The 19,432-nt window shown below is 70.4% G+C and carries 21 protein-coding genes and 6 pseudogenes; 13 read left to right on the top strand and 14 right to left on the bottom strand.

Going from position 1 to position 19,432, the window contains the following annotated elements:
• Window positions 1–167: 167 nt before the first annotated feature.
• The 5 genes and pseudogenes from ACFQ9Z_RS17830 to ACFQ9Z_RS17810 form a co-directional block, all read right to left on the bottom strand.
• Complete coding sequence (locus tag ACFQ9Z_RS17830) at window positions 168–1,148, bottom strand: cation diffusion facilitator family transporter (protein ID WP_383017940.1); 981 nt, start codon at window positions 1,146–1,148, stop codon at window positions 168–170.
• Window positions 1,149–1,153: 5 nt separating this feature from the next.
• Window positions 1,154–1,327: pseudogene (locus tag ACFQ9Z_RS17825) on the bottom strand (acyl-CoA thioesterase II); the annotation flags it as partial.
• A gap of 556 nt (window positions 1,328–1,883) precedes the next feature.
• Window positions 1,884–2,831 (bottom strand): phosphotransferase family protein, encoded by a 948-nt coding sequence (locus ACFQ9Z_RS17820; protein ID WP_383017937.1) that lies wholly within the window; start codon window positions 2,829–2,831, stop codon window positions 1,884–1,886.
• A 628-nt stretch (window positions 2,832–3,459) separates the two neighbouring features.
• Window positions 3,460–3,822, bottom strand: a complete 363-nt coding sequence (locus tag ACFQ9Z_RS17815) for a DUF5335 family protein (protein ID WP_383017934.1) — start codon at window positions 3,820–3,822, stop codon at window positions 3,460–3,462.
• A 169-nt stretch (window positions 3,823–3,991) separates the two neighbouring features.
• Window positions 3,992–4,427 (bottom strand): annotated as a pseudogene (locus tag ACFQ9Z_RS17810) (amino acid permease); the annotation flags it as partial.
• Between the two features lie 17 nt (window positions 4,428–4,444).
• On the opposite strand from ACFQ9Z_RS17810, the pseudogene ACFQ9Z_RS17805 reads away from it, so the two are divergent.
• The 6 genes and pseudogenes from ACFQ9Z_RS17805 to ACFQ9Z_RS17780 all read left to right on the top strand — a co-directional run.
• Window positions 4,445–4,534: pseudogene (locus ACFQ9Z_RS17805) on the top strand (hypothetical protein); the annotation flags it as partial.
• Window positions 4,535–4,615: 81 nt separating this feature from the next.
• Window positions 4,616–4,987: a hypothetical protein gene (locus tag ACFQ9Z_RS17800; protein ID WP_383018479.1), complete on the top strand. Its 372-nt coding sequence runs from the start codon at window positions 4,616–4,618 to the stop codon at window positions 4,985–4,987.
• Window positions 4,988–5,083: 96 nt separating this feature from the next.
• Window positions 5,084–5,728 (top strand): hypothetical protein, encoded by a 645-nt coding sequence (locus tag ACFQ9Z_RS17795; RefSeq protein ID WP_383017931.1) that lies wholly within the window; start codon window positions 5,084–5,086, stop codon window positions 5,726–5,728.
• A 29-nt stretch (window positions 5,729–5,757) separates the two neighbouring features.
• Complete coding sequence (locus ACFQ9Z_RS17790; protein ID WP_003992564.1) at window positions 5,758–6,120, top strand: hypothetical protein; 363 nt, start codon at window positions 5,758–5,760, stop codon at window positions 6,118–6,120.
• Between the two features lie 23 nt (window positions 6,121–6,143).
• Window positions 6,144–6,296: pseudogene (locus tag ACFQ9Z_RS17785) on the top strand (IS5/IS1182 family transposase); the annotation flags it as partial.
• 208 nt (window positions 6,297–6,504) lie between these two features.
• Window positions 6,505–6,696, top strand: a pseudogene (locus tag ACFQ9Z_RS17780) (amidohydrolase); the annotation flags it as partial.
• Window positions 6,697–6,946: 250 nt separating this feature from the next.
• On the opposite strand, the gene ACFQ9Z_RS17775 reads toward ACFQ9Z_RS17780, so the two are convergent.
• Together ACFQ9Z_RS17775 and ACFQ9Z_RS17770 are read right to left on the bottom strand one after the other, a co-directional pair.
• Complete coding sequence (locus tag ACFQ9Z_RS17775; RefSeq protein ID WP_383017928.1) at window positions 6,947–7,675, bottom strand: hypothetical protein; 729 nt, start codon at window positions 7,673–7,675, stop codon at window positions 6,947–6,949.
• A gap of 366 nt (window positions 7,676–8,041) precedes the next feature.
• Window positions 8,042–8,899 carry an EamA family transporter gene (locus ACFQ9Z_RS17770; RefSeq protein WP_383017925.1) on the bottom strand — a complete coding sequence of 286 codons (858 nt, stop codon included), beginning with the start codon at window positions 8,897–8,899 and terminating at the stop codon, window positions 8,042–8,044.
• Window positions 8,900–9,001: 102 nt separating this feature from the next.
• Here ACFQ9Z_RS17770 and ACFQ9Z_RS17765 point away from each other — a divergent pair, with 102 nt between their 5' ends.
• Entirely contained in the window at window positions 9,002–9,574 is a 573-nt protein-coding gene (locus tag ACFQ9Z_RS17765; RefSeq protein ID WP_383017922.1) for a helix-turn-helix domain-containing protein, read from the top strand.
• Window positions 9,575–9,602: 28 nt separating this feature from the next.
• On the opposite strand, the gene ACFQ9Z_RS17760 is transcribed toward ACFQ9Z_RS17765, so the two are convergent.
• On the bottom strand, window positions 9,603–9,812 hold the full coding sequence (locus ACFQ9Z_RS17760) for a hypothetical protein (RefSeq protein WP_383017919.1): 210 nt from the start codon (window positions 9,810–9,812) through the stop codon (window positions 9,603–9,605).
• 161 nt (window positions 9,813–9,973) lie between these two features.
• On the opposite strand from ACFQ9Z_RS17760, the gene ACFQ9Z_RS17755 reads away from it, so the two are divergent.
• The 5 genes from ACFQ9Z_RS17755 (at window position 9,974) to ACFQ9Z_RS17735 (ending at window position 13,837) form a co-directional block, all read left to right on the top strand.
• Window positions 9,974–10,453, top strand: a complete 480-nt coding sequence (locus tag ACFQ9Z_RS17755) for an ATP-binding protein (RefSeq protein ID WP_383017916.1) — start codon at window positions 9,974–9,976, stop codon at window positions 10,451–10,453.
• Window positions 10,454–10,910: 457 nt separating this feature from the next.
• Window positions 10,911–11,114 (top strand): cold-shock protein, encoded by a 204-nt coding sequence (locus tag ACFQ9Z_RS17750; protein ID WP_383017913.1) that lies wholly within the window; start codon window positions 10,911–10,913, stop codon window positions 11,112–11,114.
• Between the two features lie 756 nt (window positions 11,115–11,870).
• Window positions 11,871–13,154: an MFS transporter gene (locus ACFQ9Z_RS17745; RefSeq protein WP_383018455.1), complete on the top strand. Its 1,284-nt coding sequence runs from the start codon at window positions 11,871–11,873 to the stop codon at window positions 13,152–13,154.
• 66 nt (window positions 13,155–13,220) lie between these two features.
• Window positions 13,221–13,460, top strand: a complete 240-nt coding sequence (locus ACFQ9Z_RS17740) for a hypothetical protein (RefSeq protein ID WP_143632982.1) — start codon at window positions 13,221–13,223, stop codon at window positions 13,458–13,460.
• Complete coding sequence (locus tag ACFQ9Z_RS17735) at window positions 13,460–13,837, top strand: fic family toxin-antitoxin system, toxin component (RefSeq protein WP_383017909.1); 378 nt, start codon at window positions 13,460–13,462, stop codon at window positions 13,835–13,837. Before ACFQ9Z_RS17740 ends, ACFQ9Z_RS17735 begins: the two co-directional genes overlap by 1 nt.
• Window positions 13,838–14,089: 252 nt before the next feature.
• Here the strand turns inward: ACFQ9Z_RS17735 and ACFQ9Z_RS17730 are convergent.
• Window positions 14,090–14,428 (bottom strand): annotated as a pseudogene (locus ACFQ9Z_RS17730) (GNAT family N-acetyltransferase); the annotation flags it as partial.
• A 314-nt stretch (window positions 14,429–14,742) separates the two neighbouring features.
• Here ACFQ9Z_RS17730 and ACFQ9Z_RS17725 point away from each other — a divergent pair.
• Complete coding sequence (locus tag ACFQ9Z_RS17725) at window positions 14,743–15,126, top strand: hypothetical protein (protein WP_383017906.1); 384 nt, start codon at window positions 14,743–14,745, stop codon at window positions 15,124–15,126.
• A gap of 339 nt (window positions 15,127–15,465) precedes the next feature.
• On the opposite strand, the gene ACFQ9Z_RS17720 is transcribed toward ACFQ9Z_RS17725, so the two are convergent.
• Genes ACFQ9Z_RS17720 through ACFQ9Z_RS17700 form a run of 5 tightly spaced genes read right to left on the bottom strand, consistent with a single transcriptional unit; the run spans window position 15,466 to window position 19,205 of the window.
• Window positions 15,466–16,026 carry a GAF domain-containing protein gene (locus ACFQ9Z_RS17720; RefSeq protein ID WP_383017903.1) on the bottom strand — a complete coding sequence of 187 codons (561 nt, stop codon included), beginning with the start codon at window positions 16,024–16,026 and terminating at the stop codon, window positions 15,466–15,468.
• Window positions 15,992–16,663 (bottom strand): ATP/GTP-binding protein, encoded by a 672-nt coding sequence (locus ACFQ9Z_RS17715; protein WP_383017900.1) that lies wholly within the window; start codon window positions 16,661–16,663, stop codon window positions 15,992–15,994. The genes ACFQ9Z_RS17720 and ACFQ9Z_RS17715 overlap by 35 nt, the downstream gene beginning before the upstream one ends.
• A complete protein-coding gene (locus tag ACFQ9Z_RS17710) occupies window positions 16,641–17,033 on the bottom strand; it encodes a DUF742 domain-containing protein (RefSeq protein ID WP_383017897.1) in 393 nt (130 codons plus the stop codon). Before ACFQ9Z_RS17710 ends, ACFQ9Z_RS17715 begins: the two co-directional genes overlap by 23 nt.
• Before the next feature lie 3 nt (window positions 17,034–17,036).
• Complete coding sequence (locus tag ACFQ9Z_RS17705; RefSeq protein ID WP_365255926.1) at window positions 17,037–17,432, bottom strand: roadblock/LC7 domain-containing protein; 396 nt, start codon at window positions 17,430–17,432, stop codon at window positions 17,037–17,039.
• A 33-nt stretch (window positions 17,433–17,465) separates the two neighbouring features.
• Entirely contained in the window at window positions 17,466–19,205 is a 1,740-nt protein-coding gene (locus ACFQ9Z_RS17700; protein WP_383017894.1) for a sensor histidine kinase, read from the bottom strand.
• Window positions 19,206–19,432: the final 227 nt, after the last annotated feature.

Genomic DNA, 19,432 nt, shown 5'->3' with positions numbered 1-19,432 from the left:
GGTTCGGCGGTTGCTCAACTGTCTGTGTGTCGAGCGGGTGCCGCCTGTGGTGTTGGTGCTTGCGCCGGGCGTGAGGCGGTCGAATCCGCCCCCCCGCCAGTTCCACGGCTCCGCGATGACTGTCACGGCCTCATCCCACGGGCGCGCCTCGTGCTTGGAAGCCGCTTTCACGAACCGGGGTTCGGGCCCTCGGAGCGCCGCTGCGCATGCCCGGGCGTCGGGTCCAGGTACACCCGGCGCACCGCCGGGAACGCCTCGTGCAGTCGCTGCTCGGCCCGCTCGCAGGCCCACTCGACCTCGGCGGCGGTCGACAGGTCACGGAAGTCGACCTTGGCCGCCACCAGGGCCTCTCCCGGCGCCTGCACCAGCGTCGTCAGCTCCAGTACCGCCTCGATGTGCTCCACCTGCAGGAGTTCCGCCCGGATCCGCTCCCGCACCGGCCGGGGCAGCGGCCGCCCGATGAGAAGCTCCACGTTCGACCGGCCGAGCACCCAGGCGACGTACAGCAGCAGCACGCCGATGGACAGGGAGGCTATGCCGTCCCAGACCCCGGATCCCGTGAGCTGCCCGCCCAGCAGGCCGCCCGCCGCCAGCACGAGGCCGATCAGCGCAGCCGAGTCCTCCAGAACCACCGCCTTCACGGCGGTGTCGGGCGTGTGCCGCAGATAGAGCCGGAAGGGCATCCCGCGGCGGTCCGCGTCACCGCGCGCCTGGCGCACCCCGGTCCGCAGCGAGAAGCCCTCCAGCGCGAAGGCGACCGCGAGGACGATGTAGGACACCCGCGGGTCACCGAGTGTCTCGCCCCTCGTCAGGGTGTGGATGCCGTCGTAGAGGGAGAAGACCGCGCCGCCGACGAAGGTGGCGACTGCGGCGAGCAGCGCCCAGACGTAGCGTTCGGGGCCGTATCCGAGGGGATGGTCCTCGTCGGGGGGTTTCCGGCTGCGCTTGAGCGCCGTCAGCAGCAACACCTCGGTGACCGTGTCGGCGACCGAGTGCGCGGCCTCGGAGAGCATGGCGCTGGAGCCGCTGATGAGGCCGGCCGCCACCTTGGCGATCGCGATGCCGAGGTTGGCGAGGGCGGCGACGACGACCGTGAGGGTACTACCGGCGTCGGTGTCCCGCCGGTCCGGGTGCAGAGCTTTCGCCATGCCCCTCAGTGTTCCCGCGGAACCCGTACCACGCCCTCCCGGATGACCGAGATGGCCAGGCGCCGGTCCTGCGCGCAGATGCGGGCCTGACCGAGGCAGCGGCCGCCGCATGCCGACGGGGACTTCTGGTCGTACAGCAGTCACTCGTCGGCCCGGAACGGCCGGTGGAACCACATCGCGTCTCGCCGGGCGCGGCAACCCCGGCCGGAGGTGCTGTTGCCGGTTTCCTCGTCTGGTCGGTCAGTGGCAGGTTCGGCAGGTTCTCCAGTTCCTCGACAACGCCAAGGTCCTGGTCATCTCGCCGGCCGCGCACGCGGCCGTCATGGCCGCGGCCGCCACCTGCGGTGGCGGATGCGACGCCCGCGAAGCCGTGTCCGCAGGTGTGATCTGCAAGACGGTGACCAGCTCGCTTCCGGCCGCTCAGCGCTGTTCCCCGTCACTCGCTGGTCTGGCGTTCCGCACCAACGCGAGAAGGTCTTGGGGCCTGGCCGTTCTGGCCCTTGACGGCGCTACCCCAGCCGCTGTTTGTACCAAGCTCGCAGTGCCTGACTGCTTGGAGTTCCGCCCTTCCGCTCGACCATCCACCCGCTGTCTTCGTGGCCTCCTCGGACGTCGTCGGCAGAGAGACCGGCCGCTCGACGCCCAAGTCCATGTGCCCCTGGATCCGCTCGGGATCGTAGGGCGCCACACACACCGCCACCGGAACTTACCGGCCGCCCGGCTGCCTGCGGTGCGTCACCGGTGCAGGGACTCGGCGACGGCCGGGTCCTCGAGCACGGTGACGCACCAGGCGAAGTGCTCGTCACCGCCGCCCGGCGCGAAGGCGTCGCTCGTGGCCATCGCATAGGCGGCCCGGTACAGCAGGAGGTCGTCGACCGCGTAGCCGAACTCGTCGGCGAACCGCGTGGTGAGCTGCCGGGTGATCTCCGGGGCGTGCTCCGTGTCCGCCGGGAAGATGGCCGCGGCCACGGCGGCGTCGAACCGGGGGTCCCCGCCCGTGGACAGGAAGCCGTAGTCCACGAGGGCCAGCGGCCGCAGGTCGTCGTCCACGAGCACGGTCTCCGGGAAGACGTCACCGTGGACGACCGCCTCGTCGGTACGGGGCAGCGAGCGTAGCTTCCGAAGCAGTCGGGCGCGCGTGTCGTCGAAGTCGCGGACATGAGTGGAGAGCCGGTCCGCGCACCGGCTGATCCGCCGGTCCACCAGGTCCGCCAGGGCGGATCCGAAAGTGGTGTGGCCTTCCCACAGCGGGCGTTCCTCGTCCAGCACAGGAAGCTTCTTGACCTCGTCGACGTCATGGGCGTCCGCGAGGGCGCGCAGCACGCCGACCAGGCAGTCGACCGCTTCGGGCAGCACCTCGTCCGGGTCGTCGGTGCGGATCCTGCCCGCCAAGGGCTCGCCGGTCAGCTCCCGCTCCACGGTCATCGGGACACCGTCCATGTCCTCGACGGCGATGATCTCCGGGGCGCCGAACGGCAGGTGCGCCGCGGCATCGGCGTAGAAACGCTGCATCCGCCGCAGTTCGGACCCCCGTCGGCGCTCCCAAACCGTGGCCACCGTTCCGTCCCCGAGTCGGTAGACGGCTCCCTCCACCGCCGCCTCGACGGGCCCGGCGTCGGGATATCCGGCGTCGACGAAGTGTCGTACGCGCCGGGCCGTGGTGTCCCGTATCGCATCGGACATCTCGTGCCTCCTTCCGCCCCCGGAGTGAACGACCGGCCGGTCGGCGGGCCGACGTCGGGCCATCTCCCACGGTAGGCCCCTCGCCCGCGCGACACCCGGTGACGGAGCGCTGCCGGGCGCCGTGCGGTCCGCCACGCGTATACGGCGGAACAATGCCGGCGGATCCTGCGTATCCGGAGCCGACGGCCGCGTCCGGCCACTGCGCGGGGGCCCGCCGACGGGCACCACGCACGGCAACCCGTCGGTCACGCTAGGCCGACGCCCGCGACAGGACTACTCGCGTCACCCGCTCGACCACCAGCGGGGACGACACGCACACCTCGGCGGGCAGCTCCCGGTGGGGCCATACGACCATGCGCGCCACGAACGCGGCGTGCGAGGCCACCGCCCGTCGGCGCCGGCGGGCGGGGCCGCCCGGAGCATTTCCTCGACCATCCCGGGCGCCGCCCCCGACGACCGGTCCACCCGGTGTTCGCGCAGGGTGGCCCACGGTCCGCAGGCGGGCGCACCCGCACCGGGTTCACCCCGTGGCGCTGGGGCAGGGGGGAAGGACCCGGGTCTTGCGTCGCATCACGGCCCGGCGTACGCGGTGCCGCGACGGCTGTCGGCGGCCTGCGCGCCTCAGGGGTCAGGACTCCGTGCCGGACTCCTGGGAGAAGAAGGTGATCAGCGTGGCGGCGCCGTCCTTGTCGACTATCCGGACCGCCGGCTGGGGAATGTCCTGCGTGGCGACGTCGATCTCCGTTGGGTGCCACACCAGGTGCCGAAGGACGACGGGGTAGCGGGGCGACCGTCCGCCGACGGAGACGGCCACTACGTCGTCCTTCGGGTCGTACACGATGGTGGCGAAGGGCAGCCGGTTGGCTTCGCTCTGGTGCCCGACCTCGGGGTCCAGTACCTCGATGGTGACGAACTCCCCCTGGTGTTCCTCGGTCATCTGGTTGAGGGCGGTCTCCCAGGTGCTGCGGTCGAGTGTTTCGGTACCGGCCATCGTCGTTCCTCCTCCGGTGGCAATTTGCTCTCCCGACGGTAGCCGCAGCCCTGAGCGACTGCCTCGGCCTGACAGGTCGAGCCGTCCGGCCCTGCTGGACCTGCCTGGACGAATCCGGGCCGAAGCCCCAGGGGGCGGGCTCCGGTACGGGCGGAGCGGGGGCGGGCACCACCTGCCGGACCCGCGTAAGGCGCCACGCGCCCCCGAGGACCACCGTGACCAGCAGGAACAGCACGGTGAACCAAAGGAAGTACCAGCGCCCGCCCGCCGGGCCGTACACCGCGGCGCGTGGCCAGGTTGGCGGTCATGAGCAGGCGATACAGCAGGTCGAGGGCGTTGGCAGGGACTCCCCAACGACCGAGCGAGAACAGCGGCGCCCCCGTCTCGCCGGTGCCGTCGAGGGCGAACTGCCCGCGCAGCCGGCGCACCAGCAGCGGGTCGGTCACCATCGCATAGGCGACATACCGCACTATGATGCAGGTGGCGCCGATAGCCAGGAACGCCTCCGGCGGGGCGAAGTCGAGCAGCAGGAGGGCCGCCGCCAGGACGCCGACGATCGGGGCGGGCGTGCTGGGCATGCCGGTGCGCGGATTCGCCCGGCCGAGTCCGTCGCGGCGTGGCGATGCGGGTGCGTTTCCCGCAGACCCTGTCGACGGGCGGGCGCGCCGTGGTGCACCGCAGTAATGGAGGCAAGCCCATTCACCTGTTCCCTGGTACCAGGACGGCGGAGCTTCGGACTTCGTTCGAAGGGCCCACGGACAGGAGCGGGTCCTTCGGCGGGGGCTCCAGCTCGGTGCCGGACTTCCTCACCACCTTCGCGATCGCCGACTTCCTCGGCCCGCTGTTGCTCGGCCGGCCGTTCGACACCGTGGGCCGCAAGCCGATGATCGCGGGGAGCTACTTCGGCTCGGCCGCCGTTGGGGACGTCCGGCACCCCGGCGCCAGGCTGGTCCTGCGCAGGGGCCTGGACGCCGTAGAGCGCTGCGCAGTCGGCCCGTGTTCCCTGTGCCGGACTTTCGCCCACCTACGACTCATGAACGAACTCAGACGCCACCTGCGCGCCTCGCACACCGAGGACCGCCCGGAAGCCCGGCGCCGACGCGACCGGACCACGCGGGGAGGACTGTTGCGTTCGCTGCGGTCCGGCGAGCTGCGGGGGTGGTAGGGCGGTCGCATCCATCCGAGTAGGAGCTGGCCGTTCGGCCGCTCCGGACGGTGAAGAACACATCGCGAGCTGGGAGGAACAATGCGGAACCGGACATTGAGCAAGATCGGCACACGGCTGTTGCGTCTGCGCCACGACTCGTCGCAGAGCTCACAGGACCGGGCGGCGCCGGCCGACTACGGACTGGACCAAAGGCAGGTCGCCGAATTCGTCGCCGGCACGCTGGACGCGGAGGGCGAGGCGGCGCTCGCCCATCAGGTGGCGCGGCTGCTGCCCTTCCACTGGACCTTGCCCAACCGGGTCGCGGAGGCGATGTCGCAGATCATGGACCACTTCGGTGATCAGCGTGAGCTGATGGCCTGGCTGGATCGGCACCCCGGCCTGCCACGGCTGGTGGCCCGCCTGTACGTCTTCATAGGCCTCCTCGACCGGTACAGCGCGGTGCCCGCGGTCGTGACCGCGATGCGTGAGTACCGGGAGCGGACACCGTATCCGCCGGGCCTGGAGTCCTACCTGGTGCCCGCCACCGATGACGACACGCTCGCGAGCATTGCTTTCAAGATCGAGAAACTGCTCGGCGAGGAGCGGACCCGGGAGGCCGTCGAACTGGCCCTGGCCACTGCGACATGGCTTCAGCAGATCGCGCCGCGCGCGCGGGAACTCGATGGTGAGGTCGGCGACCTGGACGAGCTGATGGGGCAGGCGCGGCAGGATATCCGGTCTGCAGCGGACGACATCTGAACACGACAGCCGATACGGCGGTGAACGGCATGACGGTGAAACTGAACGCGACGGCGTTCGGCCACGCGAAGAAACTGGCCGAAGAGGGCCGGATCGTCCTGGACGACCGGGACGAGTGGAGTGAGCACCGGCCTTCGGCAGCGGACGAGAATGCCTACCTCGAGGAGCACGGATTCGCCGAGTACGCCAGGTGGTATCTGGGCATCGACGACGAAATGGGAAACGAGACCAAGGGCCGGTACAAGTTCCCCTACGGCGATTTCGATCGTGTCCACCGCTGCGGTGTGCTCTCCGCCGAGGTACGCGCCGGACAGCAGAAATACGCGGATATCCAAAACGCCGCCGCGCATCTGCACGGACTGCTGGACGGCAGACGGGCCGGGAACCGGTGACAGCGCCGACAGAAAGTGCACGCGCCGCGCACCGCAAGGTCCGCGCCCGAGTCGAGCGCGTGATCGGCCGGATGAAGAACCACAAGATTCTCCGCGACTGTCGGCAACGCGGCAACGGCCTCCATCACGCCGTACAGGCCGTCGCCGGCATGCACAACCTCGCCGTCGCCGCATGACCGGATCCGTCAACAGTCCAGCCCATGCTGCTTGTTCAGGGTCTTCTGCAACACGCTTCAATTCCCGGCCCCCAGCGCGCGGGCATGGGCCATGAACCCGGTCAGACCCACCTCGAACGCCCGGTCCGCCCGGCCCCTCGCCCACCGCGGCGAGGGCCTCGGCCAGGTGCGGGGTCGGGGTCCCCTCCGTCAGCTCCCGCCTTGCGCCCGGCGCGGGCGCGCCTGGCGGCTGCGGGACCTGCGGGACGCGGGGGCGACGGTCGCCCTGGGCTCGGACTGGCCGATCGCCCACCAGGACGTACGGACCGTCCTGGCGACGGCACATGCGTCGAGGGGTGCGGCGGCCGCGCGGGCGGGGCTGACCGGGCTGGAGGCGCTGGAGGGCTGCACGACCCAGGCGTAGGCGGCCCCGCCGGATGGTGCGGACGGCGCGGCGGCCGGGGGAGTGGGCGGTGCGGCGTGGTGGCCCGGGGAGTGGGCGGTGCGGCGGCGGCACACCGGGATCAGGCGGGCCCCGTACGCCGGGTGGCCGCTGACCGTGCGGGCTTCGGCGAGCTCGTAGTCGTCGGGCGCCAGATGGTGGTTTACCACGGCCAGCCGTGCGGACGGACCTCGACGGGGTCCGTCCGCACCGCGGGGGGTGAGGGTGGTTACGAGTGGTACAGCACCCGGACCACCATCGTCTCGGGCGGCAGGGTGTCGAGGTAGGCGTTGAACTCCCGGCGGTAGTCCGGCCCGCCGTACTCGACCCACCGGCCGTCCAGCGTGAGCAGGGCGGGGGTGGGCAGCACTTCCGCGACGCGGTCCGCCACGAACGCCTCACGGTCGGGGCCGAAGAAGCCGATCGGGTCGTAGGGCAACCGGTCCTCCAGCTCCGGGTCCTCGAGGATGGCCCGGATCAGCGGCTGGGCGGCGTACTCGGCCCGTGCGCGCTTCTCGGGGTAGCCCACCGGGTCGAGGTAGGCCCGGTCGAGGTAGGGGCCGGCGGGCAGCGCCGGGGGGTGGCCGGCGGCGAATCGCGCCCACTCGTCCCACCGCCGGGCGGCCTCGTGCGCGGCCGCCTGCCGATCGGTGTCGAGGTCGAGGAGGCCGCGCGGCCCGCCGTGGCAACGGCCCCGGGGCAGTTCATCGGACGACTTCTCCCACTCGTCGTACCGGACCAGCCGGGTGTCGTCCTCGTGGCCGGGGAGAACCGCAAAGGGGCAGTTGGAGCCGGAGACGAACCAGTAGTCCCACTCGCCTACCCAGTCTGGGTGCGGCCGGTCCTCACGGTCGTAGGAGTACGGTGCCATGGCCTCCCTGATCGACCGGTGCAGGGCGTCGGGGTCGGCGGGATCGCTGGGTGGTGGGACGCAGACGGTGATGCGCTGTTTGGCCATGGCTGTTCTTCTCTTGACGAGGGCGTTGGGCGGGCTCAGTCGCTGGCGGCCCGCATCAGACCACCAGATCGTCGCATCCGCGCCGCAGGGGCTTCACGCCCTCCCGGATCCAGGGCGGGTCGCCGAGGGCGCCCGTGCCACCCAGCAGCTTCCCGCGAGGCGGCGGCCGTCCCTCTTTCGGGCCGGTTGATCCGGGCCACGGCCGCGCGAGAGTCTTGGCGATGGGAATCCAGGGGGTTGCTGGCGCTGTGTGTTGGGGGGCGATGCCGGCGGCGTCGAGGGCGTCAGTGATGTCGCTGCGAGGAAGCAGGGTTGCTCCTGTGCGGTTTCTGCCTGCTCTTCCGTCACGCTGATCGAATCCCAAGGTCATCCGGTGGCCAGCAGCACCGTGCCGAGCAGTGCCAGGCTTGCGCCCACCGTCTGCAGCCCTTGCAGCCGTTCGCGCAGGAAGCCGCGGGCGGCCAGGGCGGTCACCACCGGGTACAGCGAGGCCAACACGGCGGCGATGGTGACGGGGCCGTGCTGCGCGGCGATCGAGTAGGTGCCGTTGGCCGCGACGTCGGCCAGCCCGACGAAGGCGAGGGCCGGCAGGGAGGTACGTGGGAAGCCGGTGCCCGGCAGCGCGGGGGCGCCGCGCCGCACCGAGACGCAGAGTGCGGCACCCCCGGCGACCACGTTGGTGACGCGCTGGACGAACAGAGCGATGAAGAGCCCGGTCACCGTCGTCGACGCCTCGGCGATCAGCGCGAAGACCGTGCCGAAACCCAGCGCGGCCACCAGGGCGAGCATCACGGCCCGACGCTGCACCGGAGCCCCTCTGAGCTGCGGTCCACCCGCCAGCACCACGCCCGTGACGGCGATCAGGATGCCTGCGACCGCCACCAGGCCCGGCCGCTCGCCCAGGACCAGGCCGACGCCGACAGGGACCGCCACCCCCAGCGTGCCCAGGGGTGAGACGACGCCCATGGGACCCAGGGCCAGCGCCTGATAGAACGCGATCATGGCGACCGGTCCCACCACTCCGGCCGCGACAGCGAACCACAATCGCGGCCCCGCCTCGCTCCACGCCCCGGTGGTGACGACGGTCAGGCCGAGCACAACCACGGAGATCAGCTGCGAGACCACGACCACCGTGAGCGCGGGTATGCGGCGCGTCAACAGCCCGCCGCCGAAGTCGGCCAGTCCGTACAGGACGCTGGTGGCCAGGGCGAACAGTGCCGTCACAACTCGCCTCGCAGTTCAGTAGAGTGGGCGGTCAGATCAGTTCAATGAGTGCAGTCCATTAGCCGCACCATTCAAAATAGTAGACTATCTCATGGGTGGGACGTGTCTGACCTTGATCAGTTGACCCAGTCCCTGGCGGGCAACGTCAGGCGCTGGCGCACCGAGCGCAAGCTCACCCTGGACGCGCTCGCCGCGCGGTCCGGTGTCAGCCGCGGCATGATCGTCCAGATCGAGCAGGCCCGCACCAACCCCAGCATCGGCACGGTCGTCAAGATCGGTGACGCCCTGGGAGTCAGCATCACCTCCTTGCTCGACTACGCGCAGGGACCCAAGGTGCGCATCGTCCCCGCCGAGCAAGCCGTACGGCTATGGCACACCGAAGCCGGCAGTTACAACCGCCTCCTCGCAGGCACCGAGGCCCCCGGCCCCCTGGAGATGTGGGACTGGCAGCTGATGCCCGGCGACAGCAGCTCCTCCGACCCACACCCCCCGGGCACGGTCGAACTCATCCACGTCACCGCCGGCGAACTGACCCTCACCGTCGATGGCACCGAGTTCCACGTCCCGGCCGGCTCCAGCGCCTCCTTCGAAGCCGACATCCCCCACACGTACAGCAACGACGGTGACACCCCGACGACGATGGTGATGACCATCTCCGTCCCGCCCTCACGCTGAGTGCCCACTACTGGATGTCTCCCTGGGGCTACCGGTTACGCGCCTGCTGCAGGTCCACGACAACGTGGGGGCGGGGCGTGCCGGTGAGGTCCAGGGCTCGGCCGAGCGCGTCACCGGTGTGACGGTCGATCTCTCCGGCCACCGTCAGGACGTGGACGCCGTCGGTGGTGGTGGCCGCGACCGACAGTCGGCCCCACCGCACAGCCTGTTCGATGTCCGCCACTTCGCCCTCAGCCATGTCGGTGATCGTGGCACAGCCAGACCGTCGTCCGGAATCCGAGGCCCCGTATGTAACGGGTGATGCCCGGGTGAGACGAAGGCAACGCGCGGGATCGTGTATCACTCTCACAGGTGTGGGTATCCGCGCCCAGTGTGAACGGGGTATTGAAGGTGGCCAGGATGGAAGCAGTGCCTGTAGGCGAGGACGGCACCACACCCGGGGAGCGGGACCTGCAGGCCACCGTGGCCCTGGAAGGGGACGGCCTAGTCATCGCCCAGGCCCGTCACCTGGCCGTCGACTTCCTGACCCGCGTGCAGGCCGACCACGGGATCCCCGTACCCCAACGTGCCATGGATCTGACCCAGCTGGTGGTCAGTGAGCTGGTCACCAACGCCCGCAAGTACGCTCCCGGGCCGGTGCTGCTGGACCTTCGAATCACCGGGGACACGGTCGAGGTCGTGGTGTGGGACTCCGATCCAGTGCTTCCGGTCGCGCGGGCCGCGGACGCCGGCCGGGTCGGGCAGCACGGCCTGGAGATCGTCATGGCCGTCGCGCAGGCTTTCGAAGCGCAGCGGGAACCGGTCGGCAAGCGCATCACCGTCCGCATAGCCCTGCTGGACGATCCCGGCGGAGCGGTCGCCGGCCGCCGCCCCCTGTGACAGCAGGGCAAGCGGGCGGTCCGCACGAGGTCGCCCCAGCGGGTGGCACGCCCGGGTGAGCAGCCTGGTTCGAGGCCCATTTCGGCCTCGGACCTCACTGAACGAAGAAAGCGGACCCAGCCGGCGTACGTTCGCCACGTAGTCCAAGCACAGATAAGGAGAAACCGGTGCCTGGTATCACCGGCCTGCTGGTGCGGAAACTGACCGTGTCCATGAAGGCCACAGGCAGAAGTCGCGCATGCGGCCGCCTCACGCAGCACCTCGCCTCACTGAGCCGGGTCCGCTCCTGCCCCTGCTGCCACAAATGGATCGGCGAGGGGATGGACATGTGCGCGGGTGGACACCTGGTGTCGTGAAGAAGCGTTTCGCGCTTTGCCCTGCCGCATTCAAACGCAATGATCGTCCCACACAGCAGTGCGCAGCCGTCCGGCTGCCCGTCGTGATAAAGGAGTCAGGTATGGCCACTGGCACGGTGAAGTGGTTCAACGCGGAAAAGGGCTTCGGTTTCATCGCCCAGGACGGCGGCGGCCCGGACGTGTTCGTCCACTACTCTGCCATCGCTGCCACCGGCTACCGCGAGCTTCAGGAAGGCCAGAAGGTCCGCTTCGACATCACACAAGGACCCAAAGGCCCACAGGCCGAGAACGTCACTCCCGCCTGACGACACGGAACAGCCCGAAGGCAGCTTGAAGCGATTGCGCGCCACCGCCGGCCACGATGCACCAGGGCATGCCGCTGGTCTGGCCGGGTGAACCGGGCCAGGTTCCCGCCTCGCGTGTTCCCGGCCGCTCGTCGGGAGTTGCGTGGATGCTCGCCATGAAAGTGCAGAGCCCTGCGCGTCCCGGCCGGTGGCCTGCCGGCGTCCGGGCGATTCCGGTGCTGACCGCAGGAGGACGGAGGGGGCAGGCGGGAGACTGAGGTGCACGGCGTCGCACGGACGGGCAGTGACGGTCGCCATCGCGGTGACCACCGTGTTCCTCGCGGTGGTCACCGCCGCCGTGCGTGACCTGGTGAGGTGAGTGTCTGTTCGCTGTTCGGGGAACCGGTGGTGAGCTGCTCGCGCGCCGTGACCGGCCAGCTTCCACAGGGCCAGCAGGATGACCAGACGGAGATCCCGGTTCAGTGGTGATCTTGTGTAGGTGCGCCCCCACCCGTAACGTGCAGGACCTGGAATGCGCTGACCAGAGTGACTCCTGGCGGATCACGCCGCTTGCCTTCCAAGGGAGTTACGCGGGCGATGCCAAGACAGGCGCGGGCTCGTTCACGCCTCCCGGTGGCGGGCCCGCCCTTGTCGACCTCGCAGCGCACCGTTGTGCCGTGCCCATGCTTTGGGAGACCGTGACGTTCTCCTCGGCGTGAGAAGCGGCCAACGCCCCAGCCGTCCGTCCACGCCCGCCCAGTGAAAGCCCCCCACATCTTGACCGTCTCCCTGCACGAGGCCCAGTCGGCCGGCCGGCACGCTGCCATCCCCACAGGCAGCCTGTTCCGGCAGATCTACGCACCACGCGTCTGCGATGGCCTCGCCTACTCCATGTCGACCTACGCCATGCCTCTCGTCGTGCTGGCCACCACCGGCTCCGCGTCCCTGACGGGCCTGGCCTTCGCACTGGAGTGGATACCCCGGGTGGCCGCGTTCGGCTTCGCGGGCGCCCTGGTGGACCGCAGTGGCGCGGCGATCGTGTCCTTCCTCGCCTCGCTCGCCCGCGCCCTGTTGGTGGCGGGCGCCGCTGCCGCCCTGATCGCGCTGCCGCCGGGTACGGTCGAGACCGTCACCGTCATTGCACTGGCCGCCGTGACAGGGGCGCTGACGCAGTTCAGCTTCATCGCCAACGAGGCGGTCGGCGCCGTCGTCAGCCGCCGCACCGACAGGCAGGCCCACAAGGTGCAGTCGGTGCTGGTCGGCATCGATCAGACAGCCACCGTCGTCGGCCCGGCTCTGGGCGGCGTTCTGCTGCTCACCGGCCCGACTCTCATGCTGGCGTGCCTGAGCGTGCTGTCTTTCCTGTCCGCCGCACTCGCGCTGCAGACACCGCCCACCCCTCTGCGTGCCGCACGCCACGGCGGACCGGCGCCGGGCGGCGGCCTGCGGGGAGGATGGCAGACCCTGCGCTCGCTGCCGTCCCTGCGGCGGCTGGTGGCCGGACTGGCCTGCTCCAACCTCATGCTCGGACTGCTGCAATCGGCCAGCCCCATCCTCGTGGAGGACCGCTTCGGCCACTCCCCGGCCGCCGCCGGCGCGCTCTGGTCCATCGCCGCTGTTCTCACCTTGGCCGCGGTCGCCTGCTGCCGGGCCGGCCTTGACCGGCTCGGGCTGTGGGGGATCGGCGTCATCAGCGCATCCGTCGCGGCTGCCGCCTGCCTCGCCGTGCCGCAGGCCCTCTCCTACCCCGGCTACGTGACCCTCGTGGCCCTCTTCATGGCCGCCGACGGCGGCCTTACCGTCGTCCTGCGCACCCTCCGTTCGCAGGTCATCCCACCTGCGGCCTTCGGCACGACCCTGTCCCTGACCGTCCTGTTCCTGCTGCTGCCCTTCCCTGTCGCGGGCGTGTTGCTCGCCCTCACTCCGCCGCCGTACCTGGACGGGCTCATCGGGGCGTGCGCCGTGGTGCAGGCGCTCGCTCTGCTCGTCACCTTCCTGCGCCTGCGCAACGACCCCATTCTTCGCGCCAGGACATCGCCGGCCCGCCACGAGGCCGCCTGACCCGGCTCCGCGGCCCCTGCCGTCATCGCCCCCCCATCTCGCGGTAACAACTGTTACCATGCCGGTATGGCGAAGACACAGCTGGGCGCGCGCGTGGACGAGGACGTGGCGGAACTCGCGAAGAAGCGCGCCGCCGACTTGGGGCTGAGCATCGGCGACTACCTCGGCCGGCTGGTGCAGGACGACACCAGCGGCTTGCGCGCCCGCGCGGTGGACGCGGCCGCCCGCTTCCTGGCCGAACACCAGGCGGTCTTCGACGAGGCCGAACAAGCTCAGCAGACGCCTCGGGGAGCGCGCGCAGCCTGATGGATCTGAACATCGACGTTCCCTGGATCCTGCAGGTCGCCGAGGCCGCCGGTGCGAACGATCCGGCCCCCGACGACTACGGCGTGCCCGTCTCCGCGGTGGCCCGTCACCGGGCGGAACTGTTCGAGCAGCCTGTCTACGACGGCCCCTACGCCAAGGCCGCGGCCCTGGTGCACACCCTGGGGCGCTGCCGCTGGCTGGAGCGTTCCAACCTGGCCGTCGCCGCCGCGTCCGGCGTCATGTACCTCGAAGCCGCCGGGATCACCGTCAAGCCCGCCCGCGAGGATGCCCTCGCTCTCAAGGACCTGCTTCTCGACCCGGCCTGCACCGCGGGGAAGATCGCCGCTCTGCTGCGGAGCTGGCCCACCACCACCTGACGCCTGCCGACCCGGCACCGCTTCCCGCGGTGCTTGAGAGAGCGGTACCGCTCACGGCTGCGTGCAAGAGAAGCTCCCCGCAGCCGTCTGAGCCGCTGTGTCGCGGCTCCCGAGTGCGAGGCCACGCGGTCCAGCCGTGGAGGTCGGCCACGCACTGGCGGATACGAGGTGGAGGGCTGACTCTGCCGGCCAACGGCAGGTCGATTCCCATGAGCCGGCCGACGAGCCTGGACTCGTCCGGTCGATCACGTCCGGAGCCGGTTGGTGAGCGAAGCCGACGTGAAGCCACTCGCACTTCGCGACACGGGCTTCTGCGGCCGCAGTTGCGACGAGCGCGGCTCCGACTCCTCTCGACCGGCAAGGTTGCGCGACCACCGTGTCGAGGATGAAGGCATGAACTCCGCCGTCCCAGACAACGTTGACGAAGCCGATCAGAGAGCCGTCTTCCCATGCGCAGACCCAGCCGAGGCTGTGGCGCTGCAGTCGTGCTCGCCAGTCGGTCTGCGCGACCGGATGGCCGAAACCATCGGCGTGCAGCGCGTTGAGGGAGGCGTTGTCGAAGTCGCCCCGCCACTCGTACTTGATCGTCACGCGCCGATCGTCGCTGAAACCCGATTTGTTTCAGCCATCCGAAGGTGTCGTCAGTGTGCCTCCCGCACCTCCGACTTCACAGGAAACACGGAGGGCTCGTGCGGATGCTTCGGATTCCGTGCTGGTGCTCGGTTTCGGCCTGCCCTTGACAGTCTCTTGCTACCGCCGGTGACCGTGTGCGTAGAGTGCTGATGTGTCAGCCGGAGGTCCAGATAAAACCGTACGGCTGCACATCGCCATGCAAGGGGGGCACCACGTAGCTCCCCCGCCTACCCCCCCCAAGCGCGGGGCGAGCCGGTTGGTGAGGACCCTTCATGCCCAGCAGAAGAACCATCGTCGGCTTGCTGGCGATGTTCGCGGTCGTCTTCGGCGCGGCCGCTTGGTACATCGAGACACAAGTCAACGCCTCACCCAAGCCCGTCCGTGAGAGGACGCAGGTCGAGGTGACGCAGTACGGCGTCGACCAGAGCCACGGACGCCGGATGGCGGTCGCCGAGTACGTCATCCACAACGACGCATCTCCCGGACCGGTCACCTACACCGTGACATTCGGCTTCGGCGACGATCCCACTTCCTTCACCAAGACCGTCGTCAGCCAGGTCGACGCCCACGACAGCTACACCGGCAGCGTCAGTATCCCCTGGAACCGGCTGGAGACCCTCGACAAGGTTCGCGTCCTCGAAGTCCCGCAGAACTGACCGGTCCCTTCTCTCTTCTCCTCGAGCCCCCAGGCCTCTTGTAGGTGCAGGGCGGGTCGAGCCGTGCCCTGCCGAAGGGGCTCGGGACGTCCCCATACTCAACAGTGCGGAAGTCCCGTCTTGAGACCCAGGCCGGCACCACGACTCTCTTCGCCGCTCTGGAGGTCGCCACCGGACGCCGGCCGGGGGCCTGAGGCCGCTTGGAGGCACGCAGCCCCGCCGCGGCTGTCTGTCGTCGACGGGGCACACGACTTTGCATGGTCGCTCTGTGGCGTCAGTCGGGTTGTGAGTCACGGCCGGTGCGGTGGGCCTTCCCCCAGCAGGCGGCGCCCGCACCCCTCAGTCGCGCCGCCCCGCCCCCTCGATACGCTCCACGAGCTCGGCCGCCATCGACTTGATGGTCTCCAGGCCCTCCTGACCCCAGGCACGCGGATCCTGGTCGACCACGCAGATCGTGCCCAGGACCAATCCCGTGTGGTCGATCAGGGGGGCGCCCAGGTAGGAGTGGATGCCGATGGCGTCGACCACGTGGTTGCCGGCGAAGCGGGGGAAGTCGCGGACGTCGTCCAGGACCAGGGCCTTGCGGCGGCGCACCACGTGGGGGCAGAAGCCGATGTCGAGGTCGCGGGGCATGACCCGGCCCGGGACGGGCTCCTGCAGGAGCGGGGTCTCCAGTTCGACGGTCGTGTCGGAGGCCGCGCTGTAGAGGCCGGCGAAGTACTGGCGGTTCTCGTCCATGAAGAAGTTGACGCCCGCGTAGCAGCCGCCGGTGCGCCGGGCCAGTTCGCGGGCGAAGGCGTCCAGCTCCGGGTCCGGTCTGTCCTCGATGCCCAGTTCCCGCAGGCGGCGCGAGCGGGCCGCCGCCTCAGGGTCCTGCGGGGGCAGGAGCAGGTGCCGCATGGCGATCCCGGTCTCCGTGCCGGAGGGGGTTTGGGGTGCCCTCGCTGCCATGGGAACTCCTTGAAGTGATCAGATGCTGCACAAGGGAAAGCAGGACCCGGACGCCCGAGCTGGACAGGCGGGCGTCGCACAGCACCACCGGCACCTCGGGCTTGAGGTCGAGCGCCGCCCGTACCTCTTCCGGCTCGTAGGGGTGCGCCCCGTCGAACTCGTTGACCGCGACGACGAAGGCGATGCCCCGTGACTCGAAGAAGTCGACCGCCGGGAAACAGTGCTCCAGACGGCGGGTGTCGGCGAGGACGACCGCGCCCAGCGCACCGGCCGACAGCTCGTCCCACAGGAACCAGAAGCGCTCCTGCCCGGGTGTGCCGAACAGGTAGAGCACGTGCTTCGGGCTGAGAGTGATGCGGCCGAAGTCCATGGCGACCGTGGTGGTGGCCTTCTTCTCCACCCCGTCGAGCCGGTCCGTGGCCGCACTGACCTCGGTCAGCAACTCCTCCGTGTTCAGGGGCTCGATCTCGCTGACCGCTCCCACGAACGTGGTCTTGCCCACCCCGAAGCCGCCGGCGACCAGGATTTTGATGCCCGTCGGAAGGGAGTCGGCGCCGAGTGCCTCAGAGTCGTTTGAGGAGCCCATCCCGCAAGGCCTCCAATAGATCCAGATCGGGGGCCGCAGTCGGCCCGTGCATTGCCAGGTTGAAGGGCCGTGCGACGACCGCGTCCCGCTCGACCAGGTCGGACAGCAGCACCTTGATCACCGTCGCCGGCATCCGGGTGCGCCCCGCGATCTCAGCCACCGACACCGGCGTCCGGCACAGCTCCAGCACCCGGGCGTGATCCAGTCCCAGGGTGCCGCGGAGCGTGGCACCGGTGGCCACCACCATGGTCATGAGGTCGAAGTGGCAGGTGGGCCGGGTGCGTCCCTCGCTGACGGTGTACGGCCGGACCATCCGGCCGAGCGCGTCGTCCAGCAGCGGCCGGTTGGCTCCACCCGGGTCGTCCGGCATCCGTCACTGCCCCACCGACTGGCGCGGAGAGGCCCCCAGATGGCGGCGGACGCCCTTCACCATCATGGTCATCTCGTAGCCCAGCACCGCCACGTCCGCCTCGTGCCCGGCGAGCACCGCCAGCAGGGCGCCCTGCCCGGCGGCCGAGACGAACAGCAGCGAGTTGCTGAGTTCGGTGACGATCTGCCGTACGTCGCCGCCGTCGTCGAAACGCTTGCCGGCGCTGCGGGCCAGCGAGTAGAGCCCGCTGGACAGGGCCGCCAGGTGGTCCGCCGCGTCCGTGTCCAGTCCGTCCTGGGCCATCACCAGGCCGTCGGAGGACAACAGCAGTGCGCTGCGCGTGTGCGGCACACGCTGCAGGAGGCCGGTCAACAGCCAAGAAAGGTCTTCGCTCACCACGATTGCGTACAGCTCCTCAGTGACGTGTATCTGCTAGACGGCGGGGTCCGGGGCGGCGGCCGTCGGCTCCTCGGCCGGCCTCGCTTCCTCGTCGTGCTCGGTTTCCTCGGCCCGGCGGACGCCTGTTCGGAAGGCGGCCATCAGGCCCGGGTCGTGGTCGGCTTCCTCGGCCGGCACCTCCGCGGAAGGTGTGTCCCGCAGTTCCGGGGCGAGGTGTTCCTGGCGGCGGCGCTTGGGGAGGGACGGGCGGCTGGACTCGGGCGCGGTGGTGTCCGGGTCCGCGGTGTGCGCACGGTCAGCGGTAGCCGCATGGTCCGCGGGGTTCGCAGGCCGTCTGCCGGGGGCTTGCGGGGAGCCAGCCTCCGGAGAGGACGAGGCGCGTACGGAACTCGCGACCGCCTCCCGTACCCGCTCCGCCGCTCCCGCCGCGTCCGCGGCGCGGCCGTGGGCGGGTGGGGCCGTGGGGCCGTGTGGGGCCGGGGTGCCGGTGCCCGCCGGCTGCCGGCTCGTCTCCGTCGTGTCCTCCGGACCGCCCAGCAGTGCGTGCGGGAGTACGACGACCGCCTGGGTGCCGCCGTAGACGTTGTTCTGCAGGCGTACGGCGACGCCGTGCCGTCGGGCGAGCGCGGAGACCACGTAGAGGCCGATCCGGCCGTCCGTGAGCAGTTCGTCCAGGGTCACCGCGTCGGGCGAGTCGAGCAGGGAGTTCATCAGGTTGCGCTCGGAGGAGTCCATGCCCAGGCCGCGGTCCTCGACCTCGATCGCCAGCCCGGCGGTGACGTGCTCGGCGCGCAGCAGGACCTGGGTGTGGGGAGGGGAGAACACTGTTGCGTTCTCGACCAGTTCGGCCAGCAGGTGGACCACGTCGACGACGGCGTGTCCGCGGACCGTCCCCTCGACCGGGGGAACCATCTTGACCCGCCCGTACTGTTCGATCTCGGCGGCTGCGGAGCGCATCACGTCGGCCATGCTGACCGGCTGGGTCCACAGGCGGTGCGAGACGGCCCCGCCGAGCACGGCCAGGTTCTCGGCGTAGCGGCGGATGCGGGTGGCCAGATGGTCCACCCGGAACAGGCCCTTCAGCAGCGCCGGGTCCTCGACCTCGTTCTCCAGGTCGTCCAGCAGCCCGATCTCGCGGTGCACCAGGGACTCGAGCCGGCGGGCCATGTTGGCGAAGACCTCGAAGTGCTCGCCGCCGTGCGGCTCTGCCACTGCTTCCCGGGCCTTCGCGGCGCGCGGGCCGGAGGCGGCTCCTTCGAGCCCGACCAGCACCTCGCCTGCCCCGACCAGCGCCTCCGCCGCCTCGTCCAGGGCGTCCGCCGCCCCGTCCGGCACCGGGCCGCCCTCGAGGCGCCGCTGCTCCAGCAGCCCCTGGGTGCGCGCCAGTTCCGCGCGCAGCCAGGCCACTTCGGCCTGGCCGCGGGCGGCGAAGCCGCTCACCTCGGTGTAACCGCGTTCCATGGTGCGGGCCTTCACGGCGGCGGAGAGTCCGGCGCCGACGAGGATCGCACACACGATCACCAGTGCGCCGGTGAGCAGCCCCCAGAAGGCGGCCCTGTCGACGTGGGCCACGCCCGCGGTGCCGAGGAGGGCGGCGGCGACGGCTCCAGTCGCGGCGACCAGCCCGGCGGGCAGCATCGCGAGCGGCACCAGGTGGCGTGCGAACGTCTTGCCGTACCCGGCATCGGGCATGTTCGGGACATGCCATGCCGGAACGCCGACGGCCGCCTCCTCCTGCGGGGCGGGTGCGGGCAGAGTGAAAGGTTCCTGCATCACGGTCCCTGATCGCATATCGGCCAGCAGGCCGAAAGTGTGCGAGGCACGTTACAGGTACCAGCCCTCCGCGTCACTACTAGTTATCTCATAGGCAGTGATTTCGAGACGCGCCGCGGGCCGAGAGCCGTCTTCTCCACACTCCGAGCGTGCCGGCCGCTTCGAAGGCGCAGAGCATGGTTTCTCCCAGGTCAGCGGCGGGCCGCTGGCGGCGTCCGGGCGCTCCG

Source organism: Streptomyces sp. NPDC056580 (genome assembly GCF_042793175.1).
Taxonomy (GTDB): Bacteria; Actinomycetota; Actinomycetes; order Streptomycetales; family Streptomycetaceae; genus Streptomyces.
This window is presented reverse-complemented; position numbering and strand designations above follow the sequence as displayed.